The 21,096-nt window shown below is 64.3% G+C and carries 20 protein-coding genes; 12 read left to right on the forward strand and 8 right to left on the reverse strand.

From position 1 onward, the window contains the following. Position 1 precedes the first annotated feature (1 nt). The 6 genes from O7B34_RS24645 to O7B34_RS24670 all read left to right on the forward strand — a co-directional run bounded on the left by O7B34_RS24645 (position 2) and on the right by O7B34_RS24670 (position 6,072). Positions 2-313, forward strand: a complete 312-nt coding sequence (locus O7B34_RS24645; RefSeq protein ID WP_337138764.1) for a sarcosine oxidase subunit delta — start codon at positions 2-4, stop codon at positions 311-313. Next, positions 310-3,303 carry a sarcosine oxidase subunit alpha gene (locus tag O7B34_RS24650; protein WP_337148490.1) on the forward strand — a complete coding sequence of 998 codons (2,994 nt, stop codon included), beginning with the start codon at positions 310-312 and terminating at the stop codon, positions 3,301-3,303. Before O7B34_RS24645 ends, O7B34_RS24650 begins: the two co-directional genes overlap by 4 nt. Next, positions 3,296-3,877: a sarcosine oxidase subunit gamma gene (locus O7B34_RS24655; RefSeq protein ID WP_337148491.1), complete on the forward strand. Its 582-nt coding sequence runs from the start codon at positions 3,296-3,298 to the stop codon at positions 3,875-3,877. Before O7B34_RS24650 ends, O7B34_RS24655 begins: the two co-directional genes overlap by 8 nt. A 59-nt stretch (positions 3,878-3,936) precedes the next feature. Beyond that, on the forward strand, positions 3,937-4,161 hold the full coding sequence (locus O7B34_RS24660; protein ID WP_337138761.1) for a hypothetical protein: 225 nt from the start codon (positions 3,937-3,939) through the stop codon (positions 4,159-4,161). A 76-nt stretch (positions 4,162-4,237) separates the two neighbouring features. Further along, complete coding sequence (locus O7B34_RS24665) at positions 4,238-5,023, forward strand: ThuA domain-containing protein (RefSeq protein ID WP_337148492.1); 786 nt, start codon at positions 4,238-4,240, stop codon at positions 5,021-5,023. Next, on the forward strand, positions 5,023-6,072 hold the full coding sequence (locus O7B34_RS24670) for a Gfo/Idh/MocA family protein (protein ID WP_337148493.1): 1,050 nt from the start codon (positions 5,023-5,025) through the stop codon (positions 6,070-6,072). The genes O7B34_RS24665 and O7B34_RS24670 overlap by 1 nt, the downstream gene beginning before the upstream one ends. A 49-nt stretch (positions 6,073-6,121) precedes the next feature. Here the strand turns inward: O7B34_RS24670 and O7B34_RS24675 are convergent, their stop codons facing one another. From O7B34_RS24675 to O7B34_RS24695, 5 genes are all read right to left on the reverse strand, one after another. Beyond that, positions 6,122-6,373, reverse strand: coding sequence for a DUF680 domain-containing protein (locus O7B34_RS24675; RefSeq protein ID WP_337148494.1), 252 nt, complete (start codon positions 6,371-6,373; stop codon positions 6,122-6,124). Between the two features lie 188 nt (positions 6,374-6,561). Beyond that, positions 6,562-7,206 (reverse strand): TetR/AcrR family transcriptional regulator, encoded by a 645-nt coding sequence (locus O7B34_RS24680; protein WP_027142975.1) that lies wholly within the window; start codon positions 7,204-7,206, stop codon positions 6,562-6,564. Between the two features lie 119 nt (positions 7,207-7,325). Further along, positions 7,326-8,360, reverse strand: coding sequence for a phosphotransferase (locus O7B34_RS24685; protein ID WP_337148496.1), 1,035 nt, complete (start codon positions 8,358-8,360; stop codon positions 7,326-7,328). After that, positions 8,357-8,842: a MaoC family dehydratase gene (locus O7B34_RS24690; RefSeq protein ID WP_281405562.1), complete on the reverse strand. Its 486-nt coding sequence runs from the start codon at positions 8,840-8,842 to the stop codon at positions 8,357-8,359. The genes O7B34_RS24685 and O7B34_RS24690 overlap by 4 nt, the downstream gene beginning before the upstream one ends. Positions 8,843-8,882: 40 nt before the next feature. After that, positions 8,883-9,698 carry an SDR family oxidoreductase gene (locus tag O7B34_RS24695; RefSeq protein ID WP_337148498.1) on the reverse strand — a complete coding sequence of 272 codons (816 nt, stop codon included), beginning with the start codon at positions 9,696-9,698 and terminating at the stop codon, positions 8,883-8,885. Positions 9,699-9,814: 116 nt separating this feature from the next. Between O7B34_RS24695 and O7B34_RS24700 the strand changes: the two genes are divergently transcribed. From O7B34_RS24700 to O7B34_RS24725, 6 genes are all read left to right on the forward strand, one after another. After that, positions 9,815-11,056: an acyl-CoA dehydrogenase family protein gene (locus tag O7B34_RS24700; protein WP_337148500.1), complete on the forward strand. Its 1,242-nt coding sequence runs from the start codon at positions 9,815-9,817 to the stop codon at positions 11,054-11,056. Positions 11,057-11,113: 57 nt separating this feature from the next. Then, positions 11,114-12,151: a zinc-binding dehydrogenase gene (locus tag O7B34_RS24705; protein ID WP_337148542.1), complete on the forward strand. Its 1,038-nt coding sequence runs from the start codon at positions 11,114-11,116 to the stop codon at positions 12,149-12,151. A 185-nt stretch (positions 12,152-12,336) separates the two neighbouring features. After that, on the forward strand, positions 12,337-13,503 hold the full coding sequence (locus tag O7B34_RS24710) for a glycosyltransferase family 87 protein (protein WP_337148501.1): 1,167 nt from the start codon (positions 12,337-12,339) through the stop codon (positions 13,501-13,503). Continuing rightward, on the forward strand, positions 13,496-14,479 hold the full coding sequence (locus O7B34_RS24715; RefSeq protein ID WP_337138752.1) for a glycosyltransferase family 2 protein: 984 nt from the start codon (positions 13,496-13,498) through the stop codon (positions 14,477-14,479). The genes O7B34_RS24710 and O7B34_RS24715 overlap by 8 nt, the downstream gene beginning before the upstream one ends. Continuing rightward, a complete protein-coding gene (locus O7B34_RS24720) occupies positions 14,476-15,294 on the forward strand; it encodes a ChbG/HpnK family deacetylase (RefSeq protein ID WP_337148502.1) in 819 nt (272 codons plus the stop codon). Before O7B34_RS24715 ends, O7B34_RS24720 begins: the two co-directional genes overlap by 4 nt. Then, positions 15,291-15,701, forward strand: coding sequence for a GtrA family protein (locus O7B34_RS24725; RefSeq protein WP_337148504.1), 411 nt, complete (start codon positions 15,291-15,293; stop codon positions 15,699-15,701). Before O7B34_RS24720 ends, O7B34_RS24725 begins: the two co-directional genes overlap by 4 nt. Positions 15,702-15,707: 6 nt before the next feature. On the opposite strand, the gene O7B34_RS24730 is transcribed toward O7B34_RS24725, so the two are convergent. From O7B34_RS24730 to O7B34_RS24740, 3 genes are all read right to left on the reverse strand, one after another. Further along, on the reverse strand, positions 15,708-18,839 hold the full coding sequence (locus tag O7B34_RS24730) for an efflux RND transporter permease subunit (protein ID WP_337148505.1): 3,132 nt from the start codon (positions 18,837-18,839) through the stop codon (positions 15,708-15,710). After that, positions 18,836-19,990 (reverse strand): efflux RND transporter periplasmic adaptor subunit, encoded by a 1,155-nt coding sequence (locus O7B34_RS24735; protein WP_337148507.1) that lies wholly within the window; start codon positions 19,988-19,990, stop codon positions 18,836-18,838. Before O7B34_RS24735 ends, O7B34_RS24730 begins: the two co-directional genes overlap by 4 nt. Before the next feature lie 205 nt (positions 19,991-20,195). Further along, positions 20,196-21,023, reverse strand: coding sequence for a MurR/RpiR family transcriptional regulator (locus O7B34_RS24740; protein ID WP_337148508.1), 828 nt, complete (start codon positions 21,021-21,023; stop codon positions 20,196-20,198). Between the last annotated feature and the right edge of the window lie 73 nt (positions 21,024-21,096).

Below are 21,096 nucleotides of genomic sequence, written 5' to 3' on the forward strand. Positions count from 1 at the left end.
GATGCTTCTCATCCGCTGCCCCTATTGCGAGGAAGAGCGCCCGGAACTCGAATTCCGCAACGCCGGCGAGGCGCATATCGCGCGTTCGGCCAACATGGTCGGCGAGAGCGACGACGATTTCGAGAAGTTCTTTTTCATCCGCTCGAATCCCAAGGGCATCATTTATGAGCGCTGGCGGCACATGCATGGCTGCGCGCGCTTCTTCAACGCGGTGCGCGACACCGTCACCGACAAGTTCGTCATGACCTACAGGGCCGGCGAGCCGAAACCTTCCAAGCTGCCCAAAAACTCCAACGAAGGGCTTGCCAAATGAGCGGCGCGTTGCGCATTCCCGGCGCCGGACGCCTCAGCCAGGCCAAGACCGCCCGCTTCAGCTTCGATGGCCAGTCCTATGCCGGCATCGAGGGCGACACATTGGCTTCGGCGCTGCTTGCCAATGGCGTGCATCTGGTCGGCCGTTCGTTCAAGTACCACCGCCCGCGCGGCATCCTCTCGGCCGGCGCGGAAGAGCCCAACGCCCTGGTGCAGATCGTGCGTGATGACGCGCGCAAGACGCCCAACGTGCGCGCCACCGTGCAGGAGCTCTATGACGGGCTTGCCGCCAATTCGCAGAACCGCTGGCCGTCGCTGTCCTTCGACGTCGGCGCGGTCAACGATTTGGCATCACCGCTGTTCTCGGCCGGTTTCTACTACAAGACCTTCATGTGGCCGAAGGCGGCCTGGAAGAGCCTCTACGAACCGAAGATCCGCGAAGCAGCCGGTCTTGGCGTTTCCCCCGACAGGCCGGATCCCGACCATTATTCCTCGCGCTACGCCCATTGCGACGTTCTGGTGCTGGGCGGCGGTGCGGCTGGTATCGCGGCGGCGCTTGCCGCGGCGGAGACCGGCGTGCGTGTCATCCTCGCGGACGAGCAGGCCGAGTTCGGCGGCAGCCTGCGCTTTGAGTCCGGCGCGAAGATCGACGGCAAGGACGGCTTTGCCTGGGCGCAAGCGGCGATCGCCAGGCTGGGTGCGATGGACAATGTCCGCGTGCTGCCGCGCACCACGGCGTTCGGTTATTACGCGCAGAATTTCGTCGGCCTGGTCGAGCGCGTCAGCGATCACCTGAAGGCTCCCGGCCATGACCTGCCGCGCGAACGGCTATGGCAGGTCCGCGCCAAGCGCGTGGTGCTGGCCTCCGGTGCCATCGAGCGCCATATGGTGTTCGCCAATAACGACCGGCCGGGCGTCATGCTGGCGGGCGCGGCGCGCACCTTCCTCAACCATTATGGTGTCGCGGTCGGAAAAAATGTCGGTGTCTACACCGCCAATGACTCGGCCTACGGCGCCGCGATCGACCTGAAGAAGGCCGGCGTCAACGTGGCGGCTATCGTCGATTTGCGCGACAACCCGACCGGCCCGGTGATCGACGAGGCGAGGGCGCTCGGCATCGAGATCAATTTCGGCCGTGCTGTGATCCGGGCCAGCGGCAAGCTGCGGGTGTCGTCGATGACGGTGCAGCCGAAGAATGGCGGCGGCGAACGCACAATTCCGGTCGATGCGATCCTGATGTCGGCCGGCTGGACACCGTCGGTGCATCTGTTCTCGCAGTCGCGCGGCAAGGTCGCCTTCAACGACGAGACCAAGCGGTTCGTGCCTGGCACCTACGCGCAGGACTGCGTCTCGGTCGGCGCCTGCAACGGCACCGACGGACTGGCGGCGACGGTCGACGAGGCCTATGCGGCGGGCTCCAAGGCGGCCAAGGATGCTGGCGCGAAAGCCGCCAAGGGGACCAAACCGAAGGTGGACGCCTCGGAGAGCTGGTCGCGCGGCATGCTGGGTGCGGCGCCCGGCGCCGGACCGGACACGACGGTTAAAGCCTTCGTCGATTTCCAGAACGACGTGACCGCCAAGGACATCCGCCAGGCGGTGCATGAAGGCATGCGCTCGATCGAGCATGTCAAGCGCTTCACCACCAACGGCATGGCGACCGACCAGGGCAAGACCTCCAACATGCACGGCCTGGCGATTGCCGCCGAAACGCTGGGCAAGCCGATCCCGGAGGTCGGCCTGACCACGTTCCGCGCGCCCTACACGCCTGTCACATTCGGTGCGATCGTCAGCCACGCGCGTGGGCCGCTGTTCGACCCGACCCGCAGAACCGCGATCCATCCCTGGGCCGAGGCGCAAGGCGCGGTGTTCGAGGATGTCGGCCAGTGGAAGCGCGCCTGGTATTTCCCGAAAGCCGGCGAGGACATGCATGCGGCGGTGGACCGCGAATGCGTTGGGGTCCGCAATCAGGCCGGCCTTTTCGATGCCTCGACGCTGGGCAAGATCGAAGTGGTCGGCCCCGACGCGGCCAAGTTCATGGAGCTGCTCTACACCAACCCCTGGGAAAAGTTGGAGCCGGGCCGCTGCCGCTATGGCATCATGCTGCGCGAGGACGGCTTCATCTATGATGACGGTGTCGTCGGCAGGCTGGCACCGGACCGCTTCCATGTCACCACGACGACGGGCGGCGCGCCGCGCGTCATGAACCACATGGAGGATTACCTCCAGACCGAGTTCCCGCATCTCAATGTCTGGCTGACCTCGGTCACCGAGCAATGGGCGGTCATCGCCGTGCAGGGTCCGAAATCCCGCGACATCATCGCGCCGCTGGTCGAAGGCATCGACATGTCTGATGAGGCGCTGCCGCATATGTCGGTGCGCGAAGGCAAGATCTGTGGCGTGCCGACGCGGCTGTTCCGCATGTCGTTCACCGGCGAGCGCGGTTTCGAAGTCAATGTCCCGGCCGACTATGGCCAGGCCGTCTGGGAAGCGTTGTGGGCCGAAGGCCAGAAGCATGGCGCCACCGCTTACGGCACCGAGGCGATGCACGTGCTGCGCGCCGAGAAGGGCTACATCATCGTCGGCCAGGATACGGACGGCACGGTGACGCCAAACGATGCCGGCCTCGATTGGGCGGTCGGCAAGAAAAAGGCCGACTTCGTCGGCATCAGGGGCATGGCGCGGCCGGATCTGGTCGCCAAGGGCCGCAAGCAACTGGTCGGCTTGAAGACCAAGGACCCCAAGGTGGTGCTGGAAGAAGGCGCGCAGATCGTCGAGGACCCGAAGCAGGCAATCCCCATGAAGATGATCGGCCACGTCACCTCGAGCTACTGGTCGCAGAATTGCGGCCGTTCCATCGCCCTGGCGCTGGTCGCCGGCGGGCGTGACCGGATGGGCGATACGCTCTATGTGCCGATGCCGGACGGGGTGATCGAAGTGGAGGTTGCCGGCATGGTGTTCTTCGACGAGACAGGAGGGCGCCTTAATGGCTAAGGCTGCTGCAAAGACGGCCGCGACTGCTTCGCCCTCGGCGGAGCGGCGTCCCGCATTGGCCGGGCGCACTGTCTCCGCAACGGGTGTCAAGGTCGAAGTGCTGCCGCCGGCCCAGCGCATTTCGCTGCGCGCGCCGGAAGCTTCGGTCGCCGCTCTGTCGAAGGCGCTCGGACTGACCTTGCCGAGGCAGCCGAAAACATCGGCGTCGAAGGGCGGGCGTACGGCGCTGTGGCTTGGGCCGGACGAGTGGCTTGTCATCGACGAGGCCGGCAAGGACCCGCTCGCTGATTGCGCGAAGGTTTCAGCCTTGCACTCGTCGGTCGGCATCTCGCACCGGAACATCGCGATTTCCGTCACCGGCCCGGCGGCGGAAGCCGCGATCAATTCGGGCTGCCCGCAGGATCTGTCGCTCGAAGTCTTCCCGGTGGGCGCCGCTTCGCGCACCATTTTGGGCAAGGCCGAGATCGTGCTGTCGCGCACGGCCGACGAGGCCTTCAGGGTCGAGTGCTGGCGTTCCTTCTCGGACTATGTCTTTACTTTCCTGTCCGAGGGAGCCCGCGACGCCGCCGGCTGACCCCGGAACGTTTGCCGCCCGCGTCCGTTGTGCGGCGACAAATCGAGGGAGAACTGCCGATGCCGTCGAAGTCCGCGCCGAAATCGCCGAAAACCGCGGCGGTCCGTTCGCTCGAGCATGAGCGGCATCGCGAGGCCGACGCCGAAGAGGAACTCGAGGAGGGCCTCGAGGACACATTTCCAGCCAGCGATCCCGTGTCGATTACGGGGTCGTCCATTCCTGGCGCGCCGGCGAAACCCGGCAAGGCCAAGGCCGTCCCCGGCCGCAAGACCCGCAAACCCTGATTCACAAATTTTGGTCGACAGACATCTTCCCAAGACCTCATCGGATGCGATATTCAAAGCGCTTTGGAGAGGAAAAATGCCTGTTAAAGCCGTTGTCTGGGGCGAGAACGTCCATGAACAGACCAATGCCGCCGTGCGAGACCTTTATCCCCTGGGCATGCACGGTACCATCGCCGCCGCCCTCAACCAGGACAAGCGCATCGAAGCGACCACCGCCACCTTGCAGGAACCCGAACACGGCCTGAGCGAGACATGTCTGGCGGCCACCGACGTGCTTCTGTGGTGGGGCCATGCCGCCCATGGCGAGGTCAAGGACGAGATCGTCGAGCGCGTGCAGAAGCGGGTCTGGGAAGGCATGGGGCTGATCGTGCTTCATTCCGGCCACTACTCGAAGATTTTCAAGCGGCTGATGGGCACGCCCTGTTCGCTGAAATGGCGCGAGGCGGGCGAGCGCGAGCGTGTCTGGGCGATCAATCGCGGCCACCCGATCGCGCAAGGCATCGGCGAATGCCTGGAGATCGGCGAGACGGAAATGTATGGCGAGCCGTTCGCGGTGCCGGAGCCGCTGGAGACGGTGTTTATCTCCTGGTACGAGGGCGGCGAGGTGTTCCGCTCCGGCCTGACCTATCAGCGGGGAGCGGGAAAAATCTTCTATTTCTCACCGGGCCACGAGACCTATCCGATCTATCACAATGAAGGCGTGCAGCAGGTGCTGCGCAACGCCGTGCACTGGGCGCACAACCCGGCCCCGGCATGGTCCGGCATCACCAACGCGCCGAATGTGCCGACGGACAAGGCCAAGGAGAAGATCGTCCAGAAAGGCCTGCGCCTGCATGCCGACGGTGAGAAGGGGCTGGGCTGATGCATCGCCTGCTTTTGCTCGGCACCGGCTGGATCGCGGCACATCATATCGAGGAGTTCGGTCAGGTTCCGAGCTGTACCATCGTCGCTTGCGTCGATCATCTGCCGGGCCGCGCGGCGGCGTTCGCCGCCGCCAACAAAATAGGCAATTTCTTCGAAAGCCTCGAAGCTGCGATCGCCTGGGGCGAGTTCGATGCCGCCATCAACGCGACGCCGGACCAGGTCCACAAGGCGACGACGCTGGCCCTGCTGGCCGTCGGGAAACATGTGTTCTGCGAGAAGCCACTGGCGCCGAACCATGCCGATGCGCTTGCGATGAGCGAAGCCGCCGAGGCGGCCGGGCTCGTCAACATGGTCAACCTGACCTATCGCAACACGCCGGTGATCCACGAGGCGCGGCGCATGGTGGAGGCCGGCGAGATCGGCGAGCTGCGCCATGTCGAGGCGAACTACCGGCAAAGCTGGCTGGTCAGCAAGTTCTGGGGTGACTGGCGGGTCGACGACAAATGGCTGTGGCGCCTGTCGAGCCGGCACGGTTCGACGGGTGTTCTGGGCGATGTCGGCATCCATATCCTCGACTTCGCGACCTATGGCGCGGCCCAGGATATCGTCTCGCTGCATGCCGATCTGGTGACGTTTCCGAAGGCGGGGGGCGACCGCATCGGTGACTATGTGCTCGACGTCAATGACAGCTTGGCGATAACAGCGCGGCTCAGCTCAGGTGCGCTGGCCACGATCATGGCCAGCCGCTACGCGACGGGCCATGGCAATGATTTGTCGCTGGCCCTGCACGGCACCAAGGGCGCGATCAAGGTCGAGACCGACGGCAAGGTTTCGCGGCTGTCGGCCTGCCTGGGTGACGACGTCGATCAGCACCGTTGGCGGATGCTGACGCCGCCTGCCGTCAAGCACAATGCCCGGCGCTTCGCCGATGCGCTGGACACGGGATGGAATGGCGATCCGTCGTTCCGGCGCGCCGCCGACATGCAGAAGCTGATCGACGCGGCCTTCGAAAGTTCAGCGACCAAGCTGCCGGTGTCGGTCGCCTGAAATCACCATCTGGCCGGCTGAGTCGGCCAGAACCGACTTTCGGAAAATCTCAGTAGGCGCTCGGCATGATCCACGGGTTCACCGTGATCCCGAGCCGCGGGCCCTTGCCGTCGGTTGTGGCTTCCGTGGAAGCGTTCTTGGCGACCGATCCGGTCGAAGCGCAATCGAGCTTCACATTGGTCTTGGTGTCGACGCAGGTCGCTGCAGTCGGGTGCTTGACCGCGTGGGTGGTGTTGTTGGCGGCAAAGGCCGAGCCCGAAAGTGCCAGGACGGCGGCGAGGGTGAGGAGTGTCTTTTTCATGGTCAGTCTCCGTGTTCGGCGGTGAATTTTGTTCCGTACATGTACGTTGCTCTGTACATATACGTCCGTCGATCGCGAAGTTCAAGAGAAATTGTACACGTACGGTAGACTTTTTGTTAACCAAGAGATCCGCCCCATTCTGGCTGGGAGAGGCGGTGAGGAAATCTGGAAAAACGAAGAGGTCGCGCTCAGCAGTTGACCGGTGTCTCGGTCAACGGTGGCACATCTTGCGTGCTGAGCGTGGCAAGGGTGAAGTCGCACATCCGCTTCACGAAAGCCTGCGCGTCGCCGAAGGGATAGAAGGGGAAGGTGATCAGCAGCGAGATCGTGCCATGGCCGACCGCCCACAGCATGGTGGCGATGGCGCGCGGATCGCCACGCAATTTGCCGGCGGCGACGCAGGCCTCGACCCTGCTGATCAGCACCTTCATCGCAGGGTTGCCTTCCTCCATGTCCTCGTAGCTCCTGCCTTCCGGCAGCTTGGTCTTTTCGGTCATGAAGACAGTGCGGTATTCGTTGGGATTGCCGAGCCCGAAGGCGGCATATTCGGTCATCACCGCCTGCAAGGCCTCGATCGGATCGTCGGACGGGTGCTCCTCGATACGCCGAGCGAGCGTTTCAAATGCGTCCTCGGCCAGCGCGAAGAGGATGTCCTGCTTGTCGGCGAAGTAGGAATAGACCGACATCGGCGCATAGCCGACCCGCTTGGCCAGCTTGCGAATGGTCAGGCCTTCATAGCCTTCTTCCTGGACGAGCTTGTGCGCGGCCGCGACAAGCTCCGAGCGCAGTTCGGCCTTTTGTTTCTCGCGGCGTTTCTGGACGCTCAGCGGCAAGTCCGTTGCCCTTGTCTGGTTGGTGCCTTGGCTAAATTATATACGCTGTACGGAAACGAACAAGGGCGCCGCGGGTTCCCAAGCGGCAGGCGTCAGAAGCGACCCATGACGTCTCCCCATTACGACTGCTTTTCGATCAGTTCGGCAGCGAGCTGCGAGAGCAGTTTCACCGCCTCGCCATAGGTTTTGGCCTTCTCCGGATTGGACGCATTGCCGTCGAGCGCCCGCTTGTAGACACCCTGGCAGATTGCAGCCAGGCGGAAGAAGGAGAAGGCGAGGAAGAACGTCCAGTTGCCGATGCCGGTCAGCCCACGTCGCCGGCAATAGGCGGCGACATAGTCTTCCTCGGAAGGCAGGCCGAGTGCCGAGCGATCGATGCCGCCAAGGCCGCGAAAGCCGGATACATGCGGCAGACGCCATTGCATGCATTGATAGGCGATGTCGGCGAAGGGGTGGCCTGATGTCGACAATTCCCAGTCGAGCACCGCCAGTACCCTCGGCTGGTCCGGCGCGAAGATCAGATTGTCCAGCCGATAGTCGCCATGCACCAGCGAGACCCTGGCGTCATCGGTCGGCATATGGGTGTCCAGCCAGGCAATCAGTTGATCCATGTCGGCAATGGTGCCGGTTTCGGAGGCACGGTACTGGCTGGTCCAGCGTGCCAGCTGCCGCTCGAAGTAATTGCCGGGGCGGCCGAAATCGCTGAGACCCACCGCCTCGACATCGACATCGTGCAGGACACCAAGCGTGGCGTTCATGGCATCGTAGATCGCGGCGCGCTCATCGTTGTCGCGGGCCTCAGGCAGTGCCGGATCCCAGAAGATGCGGCCGTCGAGGAAATCCATGACGTAGAACATGCGGCCGATCGGCGAGCCCTCGGCCGACAGATGCAGCATTTTGGGCACCGGCACGGCGGTGCCCGAAAGCGCCTCCATCACCCGGAATTCGCGGTCGACCTGGTGCGCCGATTTCAAGAGTTGGCCTGGCGGCTTGGCGCGCAGCACGTAACGGCCGCTTGCCGCCGTCAGGAGATAGGTCGGGTTGGATTGGCCGGATTTGAATTTTTCGATTGCCGCGAGCCCGGAAAAGCCCGGGATGTGCGCCTCGAGGTAAGGCGCAAGCGCCGCCTGGTCGAGCGCGTTCGGGTCGCTCATACCGTCTCGGGCTGACGTTCAAGCAAGGTCAGCGTCAGCCAGCGGGCGGTCAGCGCCGGCTTTTTGGAACCTTCGATCTCGATGGTCACGTCATGCGCCGTCTGCACCCAGCCCGATGGCCTGACCTTGACGTCGGCCAGCACGAAATGGGTGCGGATGCGCGCGCCGGTCTTCACCGGCGCCAGAAAGCGCAGCGAATCGAAGCCATGGTTGACGCCCATCTTGCCGTTTTCCAGCGGCGGCATGGTCTCGAATGTCATCGCCGACAACAGCGACAGCGATAGGAAGCCGTGCGCGATGGTGCCACCGAACGGCGTTTCGCGCTTGGCCCGCTCCGGATCGCAGTGGATGAACTGGTGATCGTCGGTGGCGTCGGCGAACTGGTCGATCATGCGTTGCGTGACCACGCGCCAGGGCGAAACGCCGACCTCCTTGCCGACACTGGCCAGAAGCACATCGAGACTGATCGGTTCCACGCTCATGTCCTCCTGTTTCACTCCCGGCTTCTGCGGCCGGAAAATGTCATTCCTTGAATAAGGTCAACCCATGCTGCACCGACTGCCCGCCGTCGATCGGCAGGATGGCGCCGGTGACATAGCTGCCTGCACGGCTGCACAAATAGAGCGTTGCGCCGGCAATGTCATCCGGCGTGCCGATGCGGCCGATCGGGACATGGCCGCCGACATGCCTGGCCTGTTCGTCCGTGCCGGTGGCGAATGCGGTCATGCGGCTCTGGAATGGGCCTGGTGCGAAGGCGTTGACGGTGATGCGGCGGCCAGCGAATTCGAACGCCAGCGTGCGTGTCAGATGATGCACGGCGGCCTTGGAGGCGGTGTAGGAATAGGCATCGTCGGCCAGCGGCTGCGTGCCCATCACCGATCCCAGATTGATCACCCGGGCCGGATCGGCGTCGCTTGCAGCAGCATCAAGCAGCGGCAGCAATTCGCGTGTCAGATGGAAGACCGCGGTGACATTGACGCCGAACACCTTGGCCCAGGCGTGATAGGGAAAGCTCTCCAGCGGCGCGCCCCAGGACACGCCGGCATTGTTGACCAGAATATGCAGACTTTCGGTCCGTGCCTTGACCTCGCCGACCAGGGCGGCGATGCCAGCCTCGCTGGAAACGTCGGCGGCAAAGCCTTCCGCCCGGCCCGGGGCGCCAAGTCCGTTCAACTCGCTGGCGACCTTGATGCAGTCCTCGCCCTTGCGCGAGGCGATCATGACGCTAGCGCCGGCCTTGACCAGCGCGGTTGCCGCCATGCGGCCGATGCCGGTCGCCGCTCCCGTCACCAGCGCGGTCTTGCCGGCAACCGAAAACAGCTCATCCAGATAGCTCATCCAAATTCTCCGCGCCTTCGCCCGCGGGCAAAACAGTTCGCGTTGACAAGGCTATCCGAAGTACGGTCATCCTTGCCACGGATAAATGCCCGGCCTGCATGAAGGGTTAGCGACCGATGACGCAGATGAATCTCGGCATGACCGAGCGGCTGAAGCCGATCCACGCACGCGTCGCGGCCATGGTGCGCGACGAGATCATGCCGCTCGACAAGGAGTTCCTGGGCGAAGTCGGCAAGGCCGGCGACCGCTGGGTCTACAGCAAACGCCAGAGCGAGATCCTCGAAGGGCTGAAGAAGACCGCACGGGAGCGCGGCCTGTGGAACTTCTGGTTGACCGGCTCGGAACGTGGCTACGGCCTGTCCACTGTCGAATACGCCTATCTGGCCGAGGAGATGGGCAAGGCGCATCTCGGCGCCGAAACATTCAACTGCTCGGCACCGGACACCGGCAATATGGAGGTTCTGGAACGCTACGGCTCGGCCGAGCACAAACGGGAATGGCTCGAGCCGTTGCTGGACGGAAAAATCCGCTCGGCCTATCTGATGACGGAGCCCGATGTCGCTTCCTCCGACGCCACCAACATTTCCATGCGCTGCGAGCGGCAGGGCGGCGACTACGTGCTCAACGGCGAGAAATGGTGGGCGTCGGGCGCCGGCGATCCGCGCTGCGCCATCTACATCGTCATGGTGCGGACCGGCGGCGAGGACGAGCCGCAGCATCGCCGTCATTCGATGATCCTGATACCCTCGGCCACAAAGGGCGTGACCAAGGTCCGCGCCATGCAGGTCTATGGCGACGATGACGCGCCGCATGGCCATATGCATCTTCGCTTCGACAATGTCCGGGTACCGGCCTCGAACCTGATCCTGGGCGAGGGCAGGGGCTTCGAGATCGCGCAAGGCCGGCTCGGGCCGGGCCGCATCCATCATTGCATGCGCGCCATCGGGCAGGCCGAGATGGCGCTGGAGATGCTGTGCCAACGTTCCGTGCGCCGCGAGGCCTTCGGCCAGAAGCTGGCGAAGCTTGGCGCCAATTTCGACATCATCGCCGAATGCCGCATGGAGATCGAGATGGCCCGCCTGCTCTGCCTCAAGGCGGCATGGATGATCGACCAGGGAGACGCGCGGGCCGCCGCTCCCTGGATCAGCCAGATCAAGGTCGTCGCGCCACGGGTGGCGCTCAAGGTCACCGACGAGGCGGTGCAGATGTTCGGCGCCCAGGGCATCAGCCAGGATACGCCACTGGCGCGCTCGTGGACGCATCTGAGGACGCTGCGCCTCGCCGACGGGCCTGACGCAGTCCATCGCCGCCAGGTGGCGCGTACGGAGTTGAAGAAATATACGCAGGAGAAGCTCTGAGCGGCCGTTCGGCTGGCCACATACAGGTTTTCCTGCGGCAACCAAGGAGTGTCAGTGATAACCATCCCCTCCGAAATGAAGGCGCTGCTCTTGGTCGGTGACGGCTATACCAGGACGCCGAGCGGCAGTGCGCTCGAGGCGATGGAGCCCTATCTCGAGCCGGGCAGCATCGCCGTGCCTGCGCCCGGACCGAGCCAGGTGCTGATCAAGGTCAGCCTGGCTTCGATCAATCCATCGGATGTCGCCTTCATCAAGGGCCAGTATGGCCAGCCGCGCGCCAAAGGTCGGCCGGCCGGCTTCGAGGGCGTCGGCACGGTCGTCGCGGGCGGCGAGGAGGCCTATCCCAAAAGCCTCGTCGGCAAGCGTGTCGCTTTCGCCACCGGTCTCAGCAATTGGGGCTCGTGGGCCGAATATGCCGTCGCCGAGGCGGCGGCCTGCATTCCGTTGCTCGATACGGTGCGCGACGAGGACGGCGCCGCGATGATCGTCAATCCGCTGACCGCGATCGCCATGTTCGACATCGTCAAACAGGAAGGCGAGAAGGCCTTCGTCATGACCGCCGGCGCCAGCCAGCTCTGCAAGCTGATCATCGGCCTTGCCAGCGAGGAAGGGGTCCGGCCTGTTGTCACCGTGCGCCGCGACGAGCAGATCGCCATGCTTAAAGAGCTTGGCGCGGCGCATGTCCTCAACGAGAAGGCACCGGATTTCGAGGCCACGCTGCGCGAGGTGATGAAGGCCGAACAGCCGCGCATCTTCCTCGATGCTGTCACGGGCCCGCTGGCTTCAGCCATCTTCAATGCAATGCCGAAACGGGCGCGCTGGATCATCTACGGCCGGCTCGATCCCGAGGCCACGGTCATCCGCGAACCCGGCCAACTGATCTTCCAGCACAAGCACATCGAGGGCTTCTGGCTGAGCGAATGGATGCGGCAATTCAAAGATCGGCGTGGTCCGGCGATCCTCGAGGCGCAGAAGCGTTTTTCCGATGGACGCTGGTCGACCGACGTGACGGCGGTCATTCCGCTGGCCGAGGCAATGGCACGCGTGCCGGCGGAACTGGCCAAGCCCAACGGCAAGGTGTTCATTCGGCCTTAAAGCGGTGACCTTGCTCTCGACGCTCGACACAATCACGTGTCCGGCGCTATCGGAACGGCCGGATCGTAGCTTGCGCCATTGAGCCCCCTATGCCTGGTCGCTTTGTCCGTGATATGCCGCCGCCATCGAATGCCGGGACGACGCCAGGCTGAGGCGTCTTCCGCGATGGCGTGCGGGGTGTGTTGATGACGATTTCCAAGCCGGTTTTCGACCGTTTGGGGCTGGGCATGTGGGTCGGGGCGTTCCTGGTCGTTCTCGGCCTGGTGCTATGGTCGCCCCACACGCGCACGGTGATGCAGGCCTACGGATATGGCAGCGAGGCATTCCTCAGCGGCCAGCCGCTGTACAATCTCCAGTCGGAGATGGGCTATCTCTACGCGCCGGCCTTTGCCGCACTCTACATTCCGGTGCTGAAGCTCGGACCGTATCTGGGCGGCGTGGTGTGGCATGCGGTGGGCTTCGCGGCGCTCACCTTCGCGGCGATGCGGCAAGTGCGCAAAATCGGTGGCGGGGAATTGCCGTGGCTGCTTTCCTTCGGGCTCTTCCTTGCCCTGCCGATGGCGCTGGGCGCGATCCGCAACGGCCAGGCGACGATCCTCTTGACCGGCGCCTGCTGGCTCCTGACCCTGTCGGCGCTCGAAGGGCGGCGCGCCGAGACCTTCTTCTGGGCTTCGGTCGCCATCATTGCCAAACCGACCGCCATCATCATGCTTTTGCTGGTGGGAGCCCTGCGCCTGCGGCTGATACCCGTGCTCGTGCTGGCGGTGCTGTTCGTGCTCGCCATACCGTATGCCTTCGCACCCGCCGGCTATCTCAACGCGCAGTACGGTGATTTCGCCCGCATGCTGACCTCGATGGCCGTCGACCAGTCCGGCCACTTTGTCCCCACCGACTTCACGGCGCCTTTCACCTCGGCGGGAGTGCCCATGCCTGAATTCGCCGCCACGATCGTGCGCGTCGTCGTGGCACTGCTTACGCTATCGATCGTCCTCTGGTTCGACCGCAAGCTCCAGCCTGGGATGGCCGGACTGGCGATCTTCCTGACGGCCGCCTTCTACATGTGCGTCTTCAATCCGCGCGTCGAGCCAAATACCTATGCCATGATCGCCGTGCCTGCCGGTCTCGCTATCGCCACACTATGGCGGGAGGAGCGTGGTGGCGTCTTGGCTTCGGTGCTGTCGACGGTATTGTTCCTCACAGGTTTGACCAGCGTCGAGCGCCACATGCATAATTTCTTCTACCCTTGGTTCCGGCCGCTCGCGGTCACCTTTATCGCCTGTTCGCTGATCTGGTGGTTCTGGGCCAAGGCGCGCGACAAGGCGGTGAATGTCGGACCCGTTGCACATGGCTGAGTCGCGGCAGAAACTCGATATCGTAGCGCCCTTCTTCAACGAGGCGCAGTCGGCGTCGGCCTTTGCCGGGCTGCTTGAGAGGCTCGAGGAAGCGGTATCAAGCCGTTTCGGCATGGCCGTCCATAAGATCCTGATCGACGATGGCAGTCGCGACGACGGCGCCGAGCGGTTTTCGCTGGCGCTGTCGGGTTCCTGGGAGGTCGTGCGGCTCAGCCGCAATTTCGGCAAGGAGGTCGCGGTGCTCGCCGGCCTCGACCATTCGCGCGGCGACATGGTGCTGATCATGGACTCCGACCTTCAGCATTCCATGGATGTCAGCCTGCAGATGATTGCCGAGTTGGTGGAACACCCCGATATCGACGTCGTCTACGCCCAGAACGACCGGCGCGAGGCCAGTTGGCGGCGAAGCCAGCTGGCGAAGCTGTTCTATAGCCTGATCAACAGCAGCCAGCGTTTCGATATCCCCGAGAATGCGGGAGACTTTCGCGTCATGCGCGGTACCGTGGCGCGCGCGCTGACAAGCTTGCGCGACAAGCGGCGCTTCAACAAGGGCCTGTTCGCCTGGGCCGGCTTCCGCCAGAAAGCCATACCCTATTCGCCGGAAAACCGTGCCATCGGCACATCCAAATGGAGCCGGCTCAACCTGATCGCCTTTTCGCTGGAAGGCTTTACGTCGTTTTCCGTCATCCCGCTGCGCATCATCAGTCTGAGCGGCATGCTGGCGGCGCTGGCGGGCGTCGTTTACGGCGCCAAGGTGTTCTTCGAAGTGATGTTCTACGGCATTGCAGTGCCTGGCTATCCCAGCCTGATGGTCGCCGTCGTCCTGCTCGGTGGCCTCAACCTCACCCTCCTTGGCCTGATCGGCGAATATGTCTGGGTCACGCTGTCGGAGAGCAAGGACCGGCCGGTGTATATCGTGCGCGATGTCGTACGCAGCGACGTTTCGGACGGCGCCCCGGGCGCGTCCCGCGGATGACGCGGCGCATTCGCCTGATCGCCGATGACTACGGCCTGGCGCCAGGGGTTTGCGCCGGGATTCTCGACCTGATCGGCCGGCGACGCCTGACCGGCACCAGCTGCATGACCGGTTTTCCGGAATGGGCTGGGGCAGCAGCGCGTATAAGGCCACTGTGCGGCCACGCGGCGATCGGACTGCACCTGACCCTTACGGACCAGCCAGCCGTCACGGGCAAATCGAGCCTGGCGCCTGAGGGCCGGCTGCCCCCGCTTCGTTCGCTGGCCCTGCCGGTCCTGCGCGGCCGGATCGACGAGCGCGACGTCCATGCCGAACTCGGCGCGCAATATAGTCGTTTTGTCGAGGCGCTGGGCCGCAAGCCCGACTTCATCGACGGACATCAGCACGTGCATTTCCTGCCCGTCGTGCGCGGATGGCTGCGGGCGCATTTTCGCGAAGCTGCCGACAGGCCGGCGTTGCGCGGCGCTCCCGCGCTGGGCGATGCCGCCGTCGCACCGAAGATCGCGGCAATCGCTGCCGTGGCCGCCGGCTTCAACCAATCGATGCAGCGCGCCGGCTTTGCCGTTTGGAAGCCGCTCGCCGGCATCTATGACTGGCGGCAACCCGAAAAATTTGCCCCATTGCTGGAGGCTGCGGTCGAAGCGCTGCCGGACCATGGACTGTTCATGTGCCACCCCGGCCATGTCGACGAAACACTGTGCGCGCGCGACCCGATGCAAAGCGTGCGCGAAGTGGAATTTGGGGTTCTGGCCTCGGACGCGTTCGGCGCGCGCCTGGCCCGCGCCGGTGTCGAGATCATGGACGGCATGGGATGAGCGGCGGCAAACAGCCCCAGCGTTCGACCGGCAGCAAGATCGTCCGTTTTGCGCTTGTCGGACTGGCGAACACGGCCATCGATCTTGTCGGCTTTTCCCTGCTGCTCAAGCTGCACGTCCCGCCGCTATCCGCCAATGTCGTCTCGTGGTCGATCGCCGTGATCTTCTCTTTCGTGGCGAATGGCTTCTGGTCGTTCGAGCGCAATCACGCCATCCGGCTGCATGATGCCTTCCTGCGGTTCGTCACGGCCGGGGCGTTGATTTCGCTCGGCGTTTCCAGCCTGTCGATCGCACTCTTCGCCGGTATCACCGGTGTGTGGCCGGCAAAGATCGGCGGCGTCATCGTAGCGGCTGTGTTGAACTTCCTTGCCGCCCGCTGGTCCATCGAAGGCCGGCTGCTGAAATAACTATCTCTATTGCGCCGGTTCCACATTGGTGTAGGCGGCTTCCTCGAGTTCGCGCTTCAGCCGTGCTTCCTCATGCGTCTTTGGGGTGACGAAGCGGCCAAGCAGGAGATAGGCGACCGGCGTCAGGAACAGCGTCGAGACGGTGGCCAGGCCAAGCCCGCCGACGATGACCCAGCCGAGCGCCACGCGCGCCTCGGCGCCCGCGCCGGCGGCCAGCACAAGCGGCACACCGCCGAGAATTGTGCAGATCATCGTCATCATCACCGGCCGCAGGCGAATGGTGGAAGCCTGCTCGATCGCTTCGCGCACGCCCATGCCGCGATCACGCAGCTGGTTGGCGAATTCGACGATCAGGATGCCGTTCTTGGCCATGACGCCGACCAGAAGCACCAGGCCGATCTGGCTGTAGGCGTTGAGGCTGGTGCCCGAGAGCAGCAAGGCGAAAATGGCGCAGGCAAGGCCGAGCGGCACCGTCGCCATGATGATGACCGCGCTGACGAAACTCTCGAACTGGGCGGCCAGCACCAAGAGGATGATGACCAGCGCGAAGCCGAAGATGGTGACCATGGCGCTGTTGGTTTCGCCCAAAGTCGCGGCCTCGGCCAGCGGCAGGATGCGGCTGCCGGGCGGCAGAAGCGGCGCGGCGATCTCCTGCGCGCGTGTCAGCGCGTCGCCAAGCGCGAAATTGCCTGAGAGATTCGAGGTAATCGCCACCGAAGGCTGCTGCTGTTCGCGCGAGAGCGACGGCGGCACGGCGCGCTCGGTCAGCGTGGCGATGGTCGACATCGGCACGAAGCGGCCATCCGCCGTCTTGAGGAAGACATTTTCCAGATCGGTCGGGTCGTTGATCGGGTTGGTGGTCGAGACCAGCTTCACGCCGTAGCTACGGTCGGCGATGTAAACATCGACAACATCGTTGCCGTCGAGCATGGCTTGCATGGTGTTGGCGAGCCCGGTGATGTCGATGCCGAGATCGGAAGCGCGCTCGCGGTCGATGGCCACGGCGAGCTGCGGCTGCGTCGGGTCGATCGACAGGCGGGGCGTCTGGAAGCGCGGATCCTTCTGCATCTCGGCGATGATCTTGACCGCCGCGTCGCCAAGCGCCTTGCGGTCGTTGCCGACCAGCGCGAATTGCAGGCCATTGCCGGCGCCGCGGATGCCGAGGCTGTTGGGTTGGACCGGGAAGATGCGCACGCTGGGCACCTGCCTGGTCAACTGGCTGATCTCGGCCATGATCTCCTGCTGGCTGCGGCTGCGCTCGTCCCACGGCGCCAGCGTCATCACCATGAAACCGGAATTGTAGGAGCCGTTCTGGCCGGCGTTTTCGAAGGTCGAGCGGATCTCGCCGGAATCGCGCATGGGCTGGATCAGGCGCTCGATCCTCTGCATCTGCTGCGTCGTATAGTCGAGGCTGACGCCTTGCGGGGCGTTGATGCGCAACAGCACGGCGGCGCGGTCCTCGGTTGGCGTCAGCTCCTGGCGGATGGTGCCGAACAGCGCAAACGCGATGCCGGCAAACAGAACCGCGACCAGAACCACGATCCACGGCGCGTCGAGACATGCATGGAGGGCACGCTTGTAGCCGGCATTCAGGACGCCGCCGATGCGCGCGCCAATGCCATGGCCGCCTTCGTGGTGTAGCGACGCGCTGGTCAGCATGCGTGAGGCAAGCATTGGACAAAGCGTCAGCGCCACCACGCAGGACAAAAGCACCGACATAGCAAGCACGAAGCCGAATTCGCGGAACAGGCCGCCGGTCTGGCCCGGCAGGAACGAGATCGGCACGAAGACGGCGACCAGCGTCAGCGTCGTGGCGACGACGGCGAAGAAAACCTCCTGCGCCCCGAGCACGGCGGCCGCGCGCGGGCCCATGCCTTCGTTACGCCGTCGCACGATGTTTTCCAGCACCACGATGGCGTCATCGACGACAAGGCCGGTGGCCAGCACCAAAGCGAGCAGCGTCAGGATGTTGACGGAGAAGCCGGCCAGATAGATGGCGGCTATGGTGCCGATCATGGCGACCGGCATCGACAAGCCCGGGATCAGCGTGGCGCGCCAGTCAAGCAGGAAGACATAAATCACGATCAGCACCATGGTGACCGACAGGCCAAGCGCGATCTCGACCTCGTGCACCGCACCCTTGACGAAGACAGCGTCGTCGCTGGTGATCTTGATCGACATGCCCTCGGGCAGGTTCTCCTGCAGCTTGGCGACGGCGGCCTGGACGCCGGTCGAAATGTCCAGCGTGTTCGATTCCGCCTGCCGGATGATGCCGATGCCGATGCCGGTCTTGCCGTCCGAACGCAGCGTCGTCTGGCCGACATCGGGGCCTAGCGTGACGGTCGCGACATCGCGGATGCGCGTCGTGCCGCCGATGATGATGTTCTCGAATTCCTCAGGCGTCGTCACGTCGGCCGTGGTGCGGACGATCAGGTCCTGGTTTGTCGTGGTGATCGACCCGGCCGGGGAATCGAAGGCGACGGAGGCAAGCGCGGCCCTGAGGTCGGCGACCGTGAAGCCAAGGCTGGCGAGCTTGGTCTGGTCGACATCGATGCGGAAGATCCTGTCGCGATCGCCATAGACCTGGACGTCGGCGACACCGGGCACGGCGGCCAGTTCGTCCTCGATCTGGTCCTGGACGACCACCGTCATGTCCTGGATCGACATGGTGTCGGAGGTCACCGCCAGCCGCATCACCGCGTCGGAATTGGCGTCGGCCTTGACGATGCGCGGCGGATCGGCCGTGTCCGGCATCTGGTTGGCGACGCGGCCGACCGCGTCACGCACGTCCGAGGCGGCGACGTTGAGATCGACACCGTCGTTGAACTCGATGGTGACACGGCTCGAGCCGAAGGAGGAGGAAGACGAGATCGACTTGACGCCGGAGACGCGGGCAACTGCGCCCTCGATCGTGTCGGTCAATTCGCGGTCGACGGTTTCGGCGGCGGCCCCTTCGAAGGTGGTGGAGACCGTGACGACGGCACGGTCGACGTCGGGCAATTCGCGGATCTCGACACCGTAGAAGGCAGCGAGGCCGGCAACGGCGATAAGGGTGTTCAGCACGAAGGCCATGACCGGCCTGCGGATGAACAGCGCGGTGAAGCCGGTGTCGCTGGAGGCGTTGGCGGGGCCGGTCATGAGCCTTCCGCGGCGTCGGCGGCGCGCTGGTCCTGGCCGGCGATGCGAACCTCGCCGCCTTCGCTGACACTTTGGGTGCCTTCGGTGACCACCATGTCGCCGCTGTCGATCTTCGCGTCGATCAATACGGTCTCGGTGTTGCGCTGGATGATGCGAACCGGCAACCGCTTGGCCTTGCCGTCCTCGATCTGCCAGACATAGGCGCCCTCCGATCCCCACAGGATCGCCAGCGGGCTGACGGCCGGATAGGTCTGGCCCGGGAATTTCATGGTGATGGAGAACGACATGCCGGCGCGCAGCGAATCGGCCGGGTTGGCGATCTTGGCCTTGACCAGCAGGGTGCGGCTCTTTTCGTCGATGTGGTTGTCGATCGCCGACACCGTTCCGGTATAGGCGTTGCTCGGATTGGCGATCGGCGTCGCCGTCAATTGCGCGCCGACCTTGACAGCGGCGGCGAAGCGCTCGGGCACCTGGAAATCGACCAGGATCGAGGAGCGGTCGTCAAGCGTGGCGATCGCCGACTGGTTGGTCACATAGTTGCCGGCCGAAATCGGCAGGATGCCGACGGTACCGGCGATAGGCGCCAGGATCGAGCGGCGCTGCAGCGCAAGCTCGGCATCCTGAAGCGCCAGCTTGGCGCCGGCCAGCACCACTTCGGCATCGGCGACCGCGACCGGCGTCGCGGTGTTTGAGGCGCGCAACGACTTGACACGGTCGAGCTTGGACTGGGCATCCTGCAAAGCGAGCTTGGCCCGGTTCTGGGCGATGATCTCCGTGTCGGAATCGAGCGAGGCGATGATCTGCCCCTTATCGACATGGCTGCCGGATTCGACCAGCAGTTCGGCAAGGCGGCCGGAACTATAGGGATTGACGGTCACCGAGGCGTTGGCGCGGCCGGTGCCGATCGCCTGCAGGCGGTCGTTGATCGTGGCCATGCTGGCTGGCGACGCGACGATAGTGGCAATCCGGGTGCGCTCCGTCTGCCGGGCGCCAGCCGCTGCGGTGTCCTTTGCTGAAGGCGTCGCGCCATACGCCCAGTCCATCCCCCAGCGTGCCAGCACTTCGGGAGCGCCGGGGTAGAAACGCGCCCACGCAGCCACGGCGGCGGCCACGATCACAAGTGCGAGGACAATCTGTTTCCAGCTCGACATCGATACTCCAGCGGCAACAATCGTCCGCTGGGTTCCAGGTGGAAGCGGATGCAGCGACGATGCGGGCTGGCGGCAACAACCGGCCACGCCACACCCCGATATCATCGGTTTATGGCAATTATCACGCAATCGTGCACATTAAATCTCGGTAACGTGAATTCGGGACGCCGTATTGGAGCCGATGCGATGCCCCGGGGGGATCTGCTTATCGCAGGCCTTCCATCTCGCGGATGCGCCGGGCGCCGTCAGCTTCGAGTTGCCTTGTGACGGCGCCGATCAGCGTTTCGGCGACGACGAAAAGCGCTGCCGAGGAGTCCCATGCGGAGGGCACGGCGGTTCGTCCGGCGATGACATGGCGGGCAAAGCGGGCGATGGGCGACAGCCACTGGTCGGTGAACAGCACGATCTGCACGCCGCGCTGATGCGCCTTCTCGGCAAAGCGGACAAGGCTGTCCTGGTAGCGCCTGATGTCGAAGATCACCAGCACGTCGCGCTTGCCCATGTCGATCAGCCTGTCGCGCCACATGCTCTCCTGGCCGGCGAGGTGAAAGACATCGGGCTGGATGACGGCCAGATGGGCTGCCATGTAGCGCGCCAGCGGATCGGTGAAGCGGCCGCCGATGAGGAAGGTCTTGCCGCGCCGCTCGGCCAGCCTGGTGGCAATGTCGGCAAGCTGCCTGTCGGACAGATGCCTGAAGGTCTCGCGCATATTGTCGAGCGTCGCTTCCAGCATGGGCGACACCGTGCCGCCATTGGGCGAGGGCGGATTGAGCGTTCGTATCGCCGGCGACTGCAATTGCGCCGCCAGTTCGTCCTGCAGGCTCGACTGGAACTCGGGATAGTTCTGGAAGCCGAGCCGGGCGACAAAACGCAGGATCGTCGGCGAGGAGACGCCGGCCGCGTATGAGAATTCGGCGACCGTCTTCAGGCCGATCATCGGATAGTTCGCGATCAGCGTCTGCGCCGCTCGCCGTTCGCCGGCGGGCATCGCGCCGATACGGTCGGCGATCAATTCGGCAATGTTGGAAATCATCTTTTCCCCACCCTGGCCCGTCGACGGTCTTTTCCCCAAATCGCATTTGACAAAGCCAGACAAACTGTATGAA

Source organism: Mesorhizobium sp. Cs1299R1N3 (assembly GCF_037179625.1).
Lineage (GTDB): Bacteria > Pseudomonadota > Alphaproteobacteria > Rhizobiales > Rhizobiaceae > Mesorhizobium > Mesorhizobium salmacidum.

Coding starts and splice junctions, on each gene's coding strand:
- O7B34_RS24720 (WP_337148502.1), top strand. CDS start 14,476: ATGACGCGGCGCATTCGCCTGATCGCCGATGACTACGGCCTGGCGCCA.
- O7B34_RS24670 (WP_337148493.1), top strand. CDS start 5,023: ATGCATCGCCTGCTTTTGCTCGGCACCGGCTGGATCGCGGCACATCAT.
- O7B34_RS24695 (WP_337148498.1), bottom strand. CDS start 9,698: ATGAGCTATCTGGATGAGCTGTTTTCGGTTGCCGGCAAGACCGCGCTG.
- O7B34_RS24665 (WP_337148492.1), top strand. CDS start 4,238: ATGCCTGTTAAAGCCGTTGTCTGGGGCGAGAACGTCCATGAACAGACC.
- O7B34_RS24730 (WP_337148505.1), bottom strand. CDS start 18,839: ATGACCGGCCCCGCCAACGCCTCCAGCGACACCGGCTTCACCGCGCTG.
- O7B34_RS24725 (WP_337148504.1), top strand. CDS start 15,291: ATGAGCGGCGGCAAACAGCCCCAGCGTTCGACCGGCAGCAAGATCGTC.
- O7B34_RS24740 (WP_337148508.1), bottom strand. CDS start 21,023: ATGATTTCCAACATTGCCGAATTGATCGCCGACCGTATCGGCGCGATG.
- O7B34_RS24715 (WP_337138752.1), top strand. CDS start 13,496: ATGGCTGAGTCGCGGCAGAAACTCGATATCGTAGCGCCCTTCTTCAAC.
- O7B34_RS24660 (WP_337138761.1), top strand. CDS start 3,937: ATGCCGTCGAAGTCCGCGCCGAAATCGCCGAAAACCGCGGCGGTCCGT.
- O7B34_RS24645 (WP_337138764.1), top strand. CDS start 2: ATGCTTCTCATCCGCTGCCCCTATTGCGAGGAAGAGCGCCCGGAACTC.
- O7B34_RS24735 (WP_337148507.1), bottom strand. CDS start 19,990: ATGTCGAGCTGGAAACAGATTGTCCTCGCACTTGTGATCGTGGCCGCC.
- O7B34_RS24650 (WP_337148490.1), top strand. CDS start 310: ATGAGCGGCGCGTTGCGCATTCCCGGCGCCGGACGCCTCAGCCAGGCC.
- O7B34_RS24700 (WP_337148500.1), top strand. CDS start 9,815: ATGACGCAGATGAATCTCGGCATGACCGAGCGGCTGAAGCCGATCCAC.
- O7B34_RS24685 (WP_337148496.1), bottom strand. CDS start 8,360: ATGAGCGACCCGAACGCGCTCGACCAGGCGGCGCTTGCGCCTTACCTC.
- O7B34_RS24690 (WP_281405562.1), bottom strand. CDS start 8,842: ATGAGCGTGGAACCGATCAGTCTCGATGTGCTTCTGGCCAGTGTCGGC.
- O7B34_RS24675 (WP_337148494.1), bottom strand. CDS start 6,373: ATGAAAAAGACACTCCTCACCCTCGCCGCCGTCCTGGCACTTTCGGGC.
- O7B34_RS24710 (WP_337148501.1), top strand. CDS start 12,337: ATGACGATTTCCAAGCCGGTTTTCGACCGTTTGGGGCTGGGCATGTGG.
- O7B34_RS24655 (WP_337148491.1), top strand. CDS start 3,296: ATGGCTAAGGCTGCTGCAAAGACGGCCGCGACTGCTTCGCCCTCGGCG.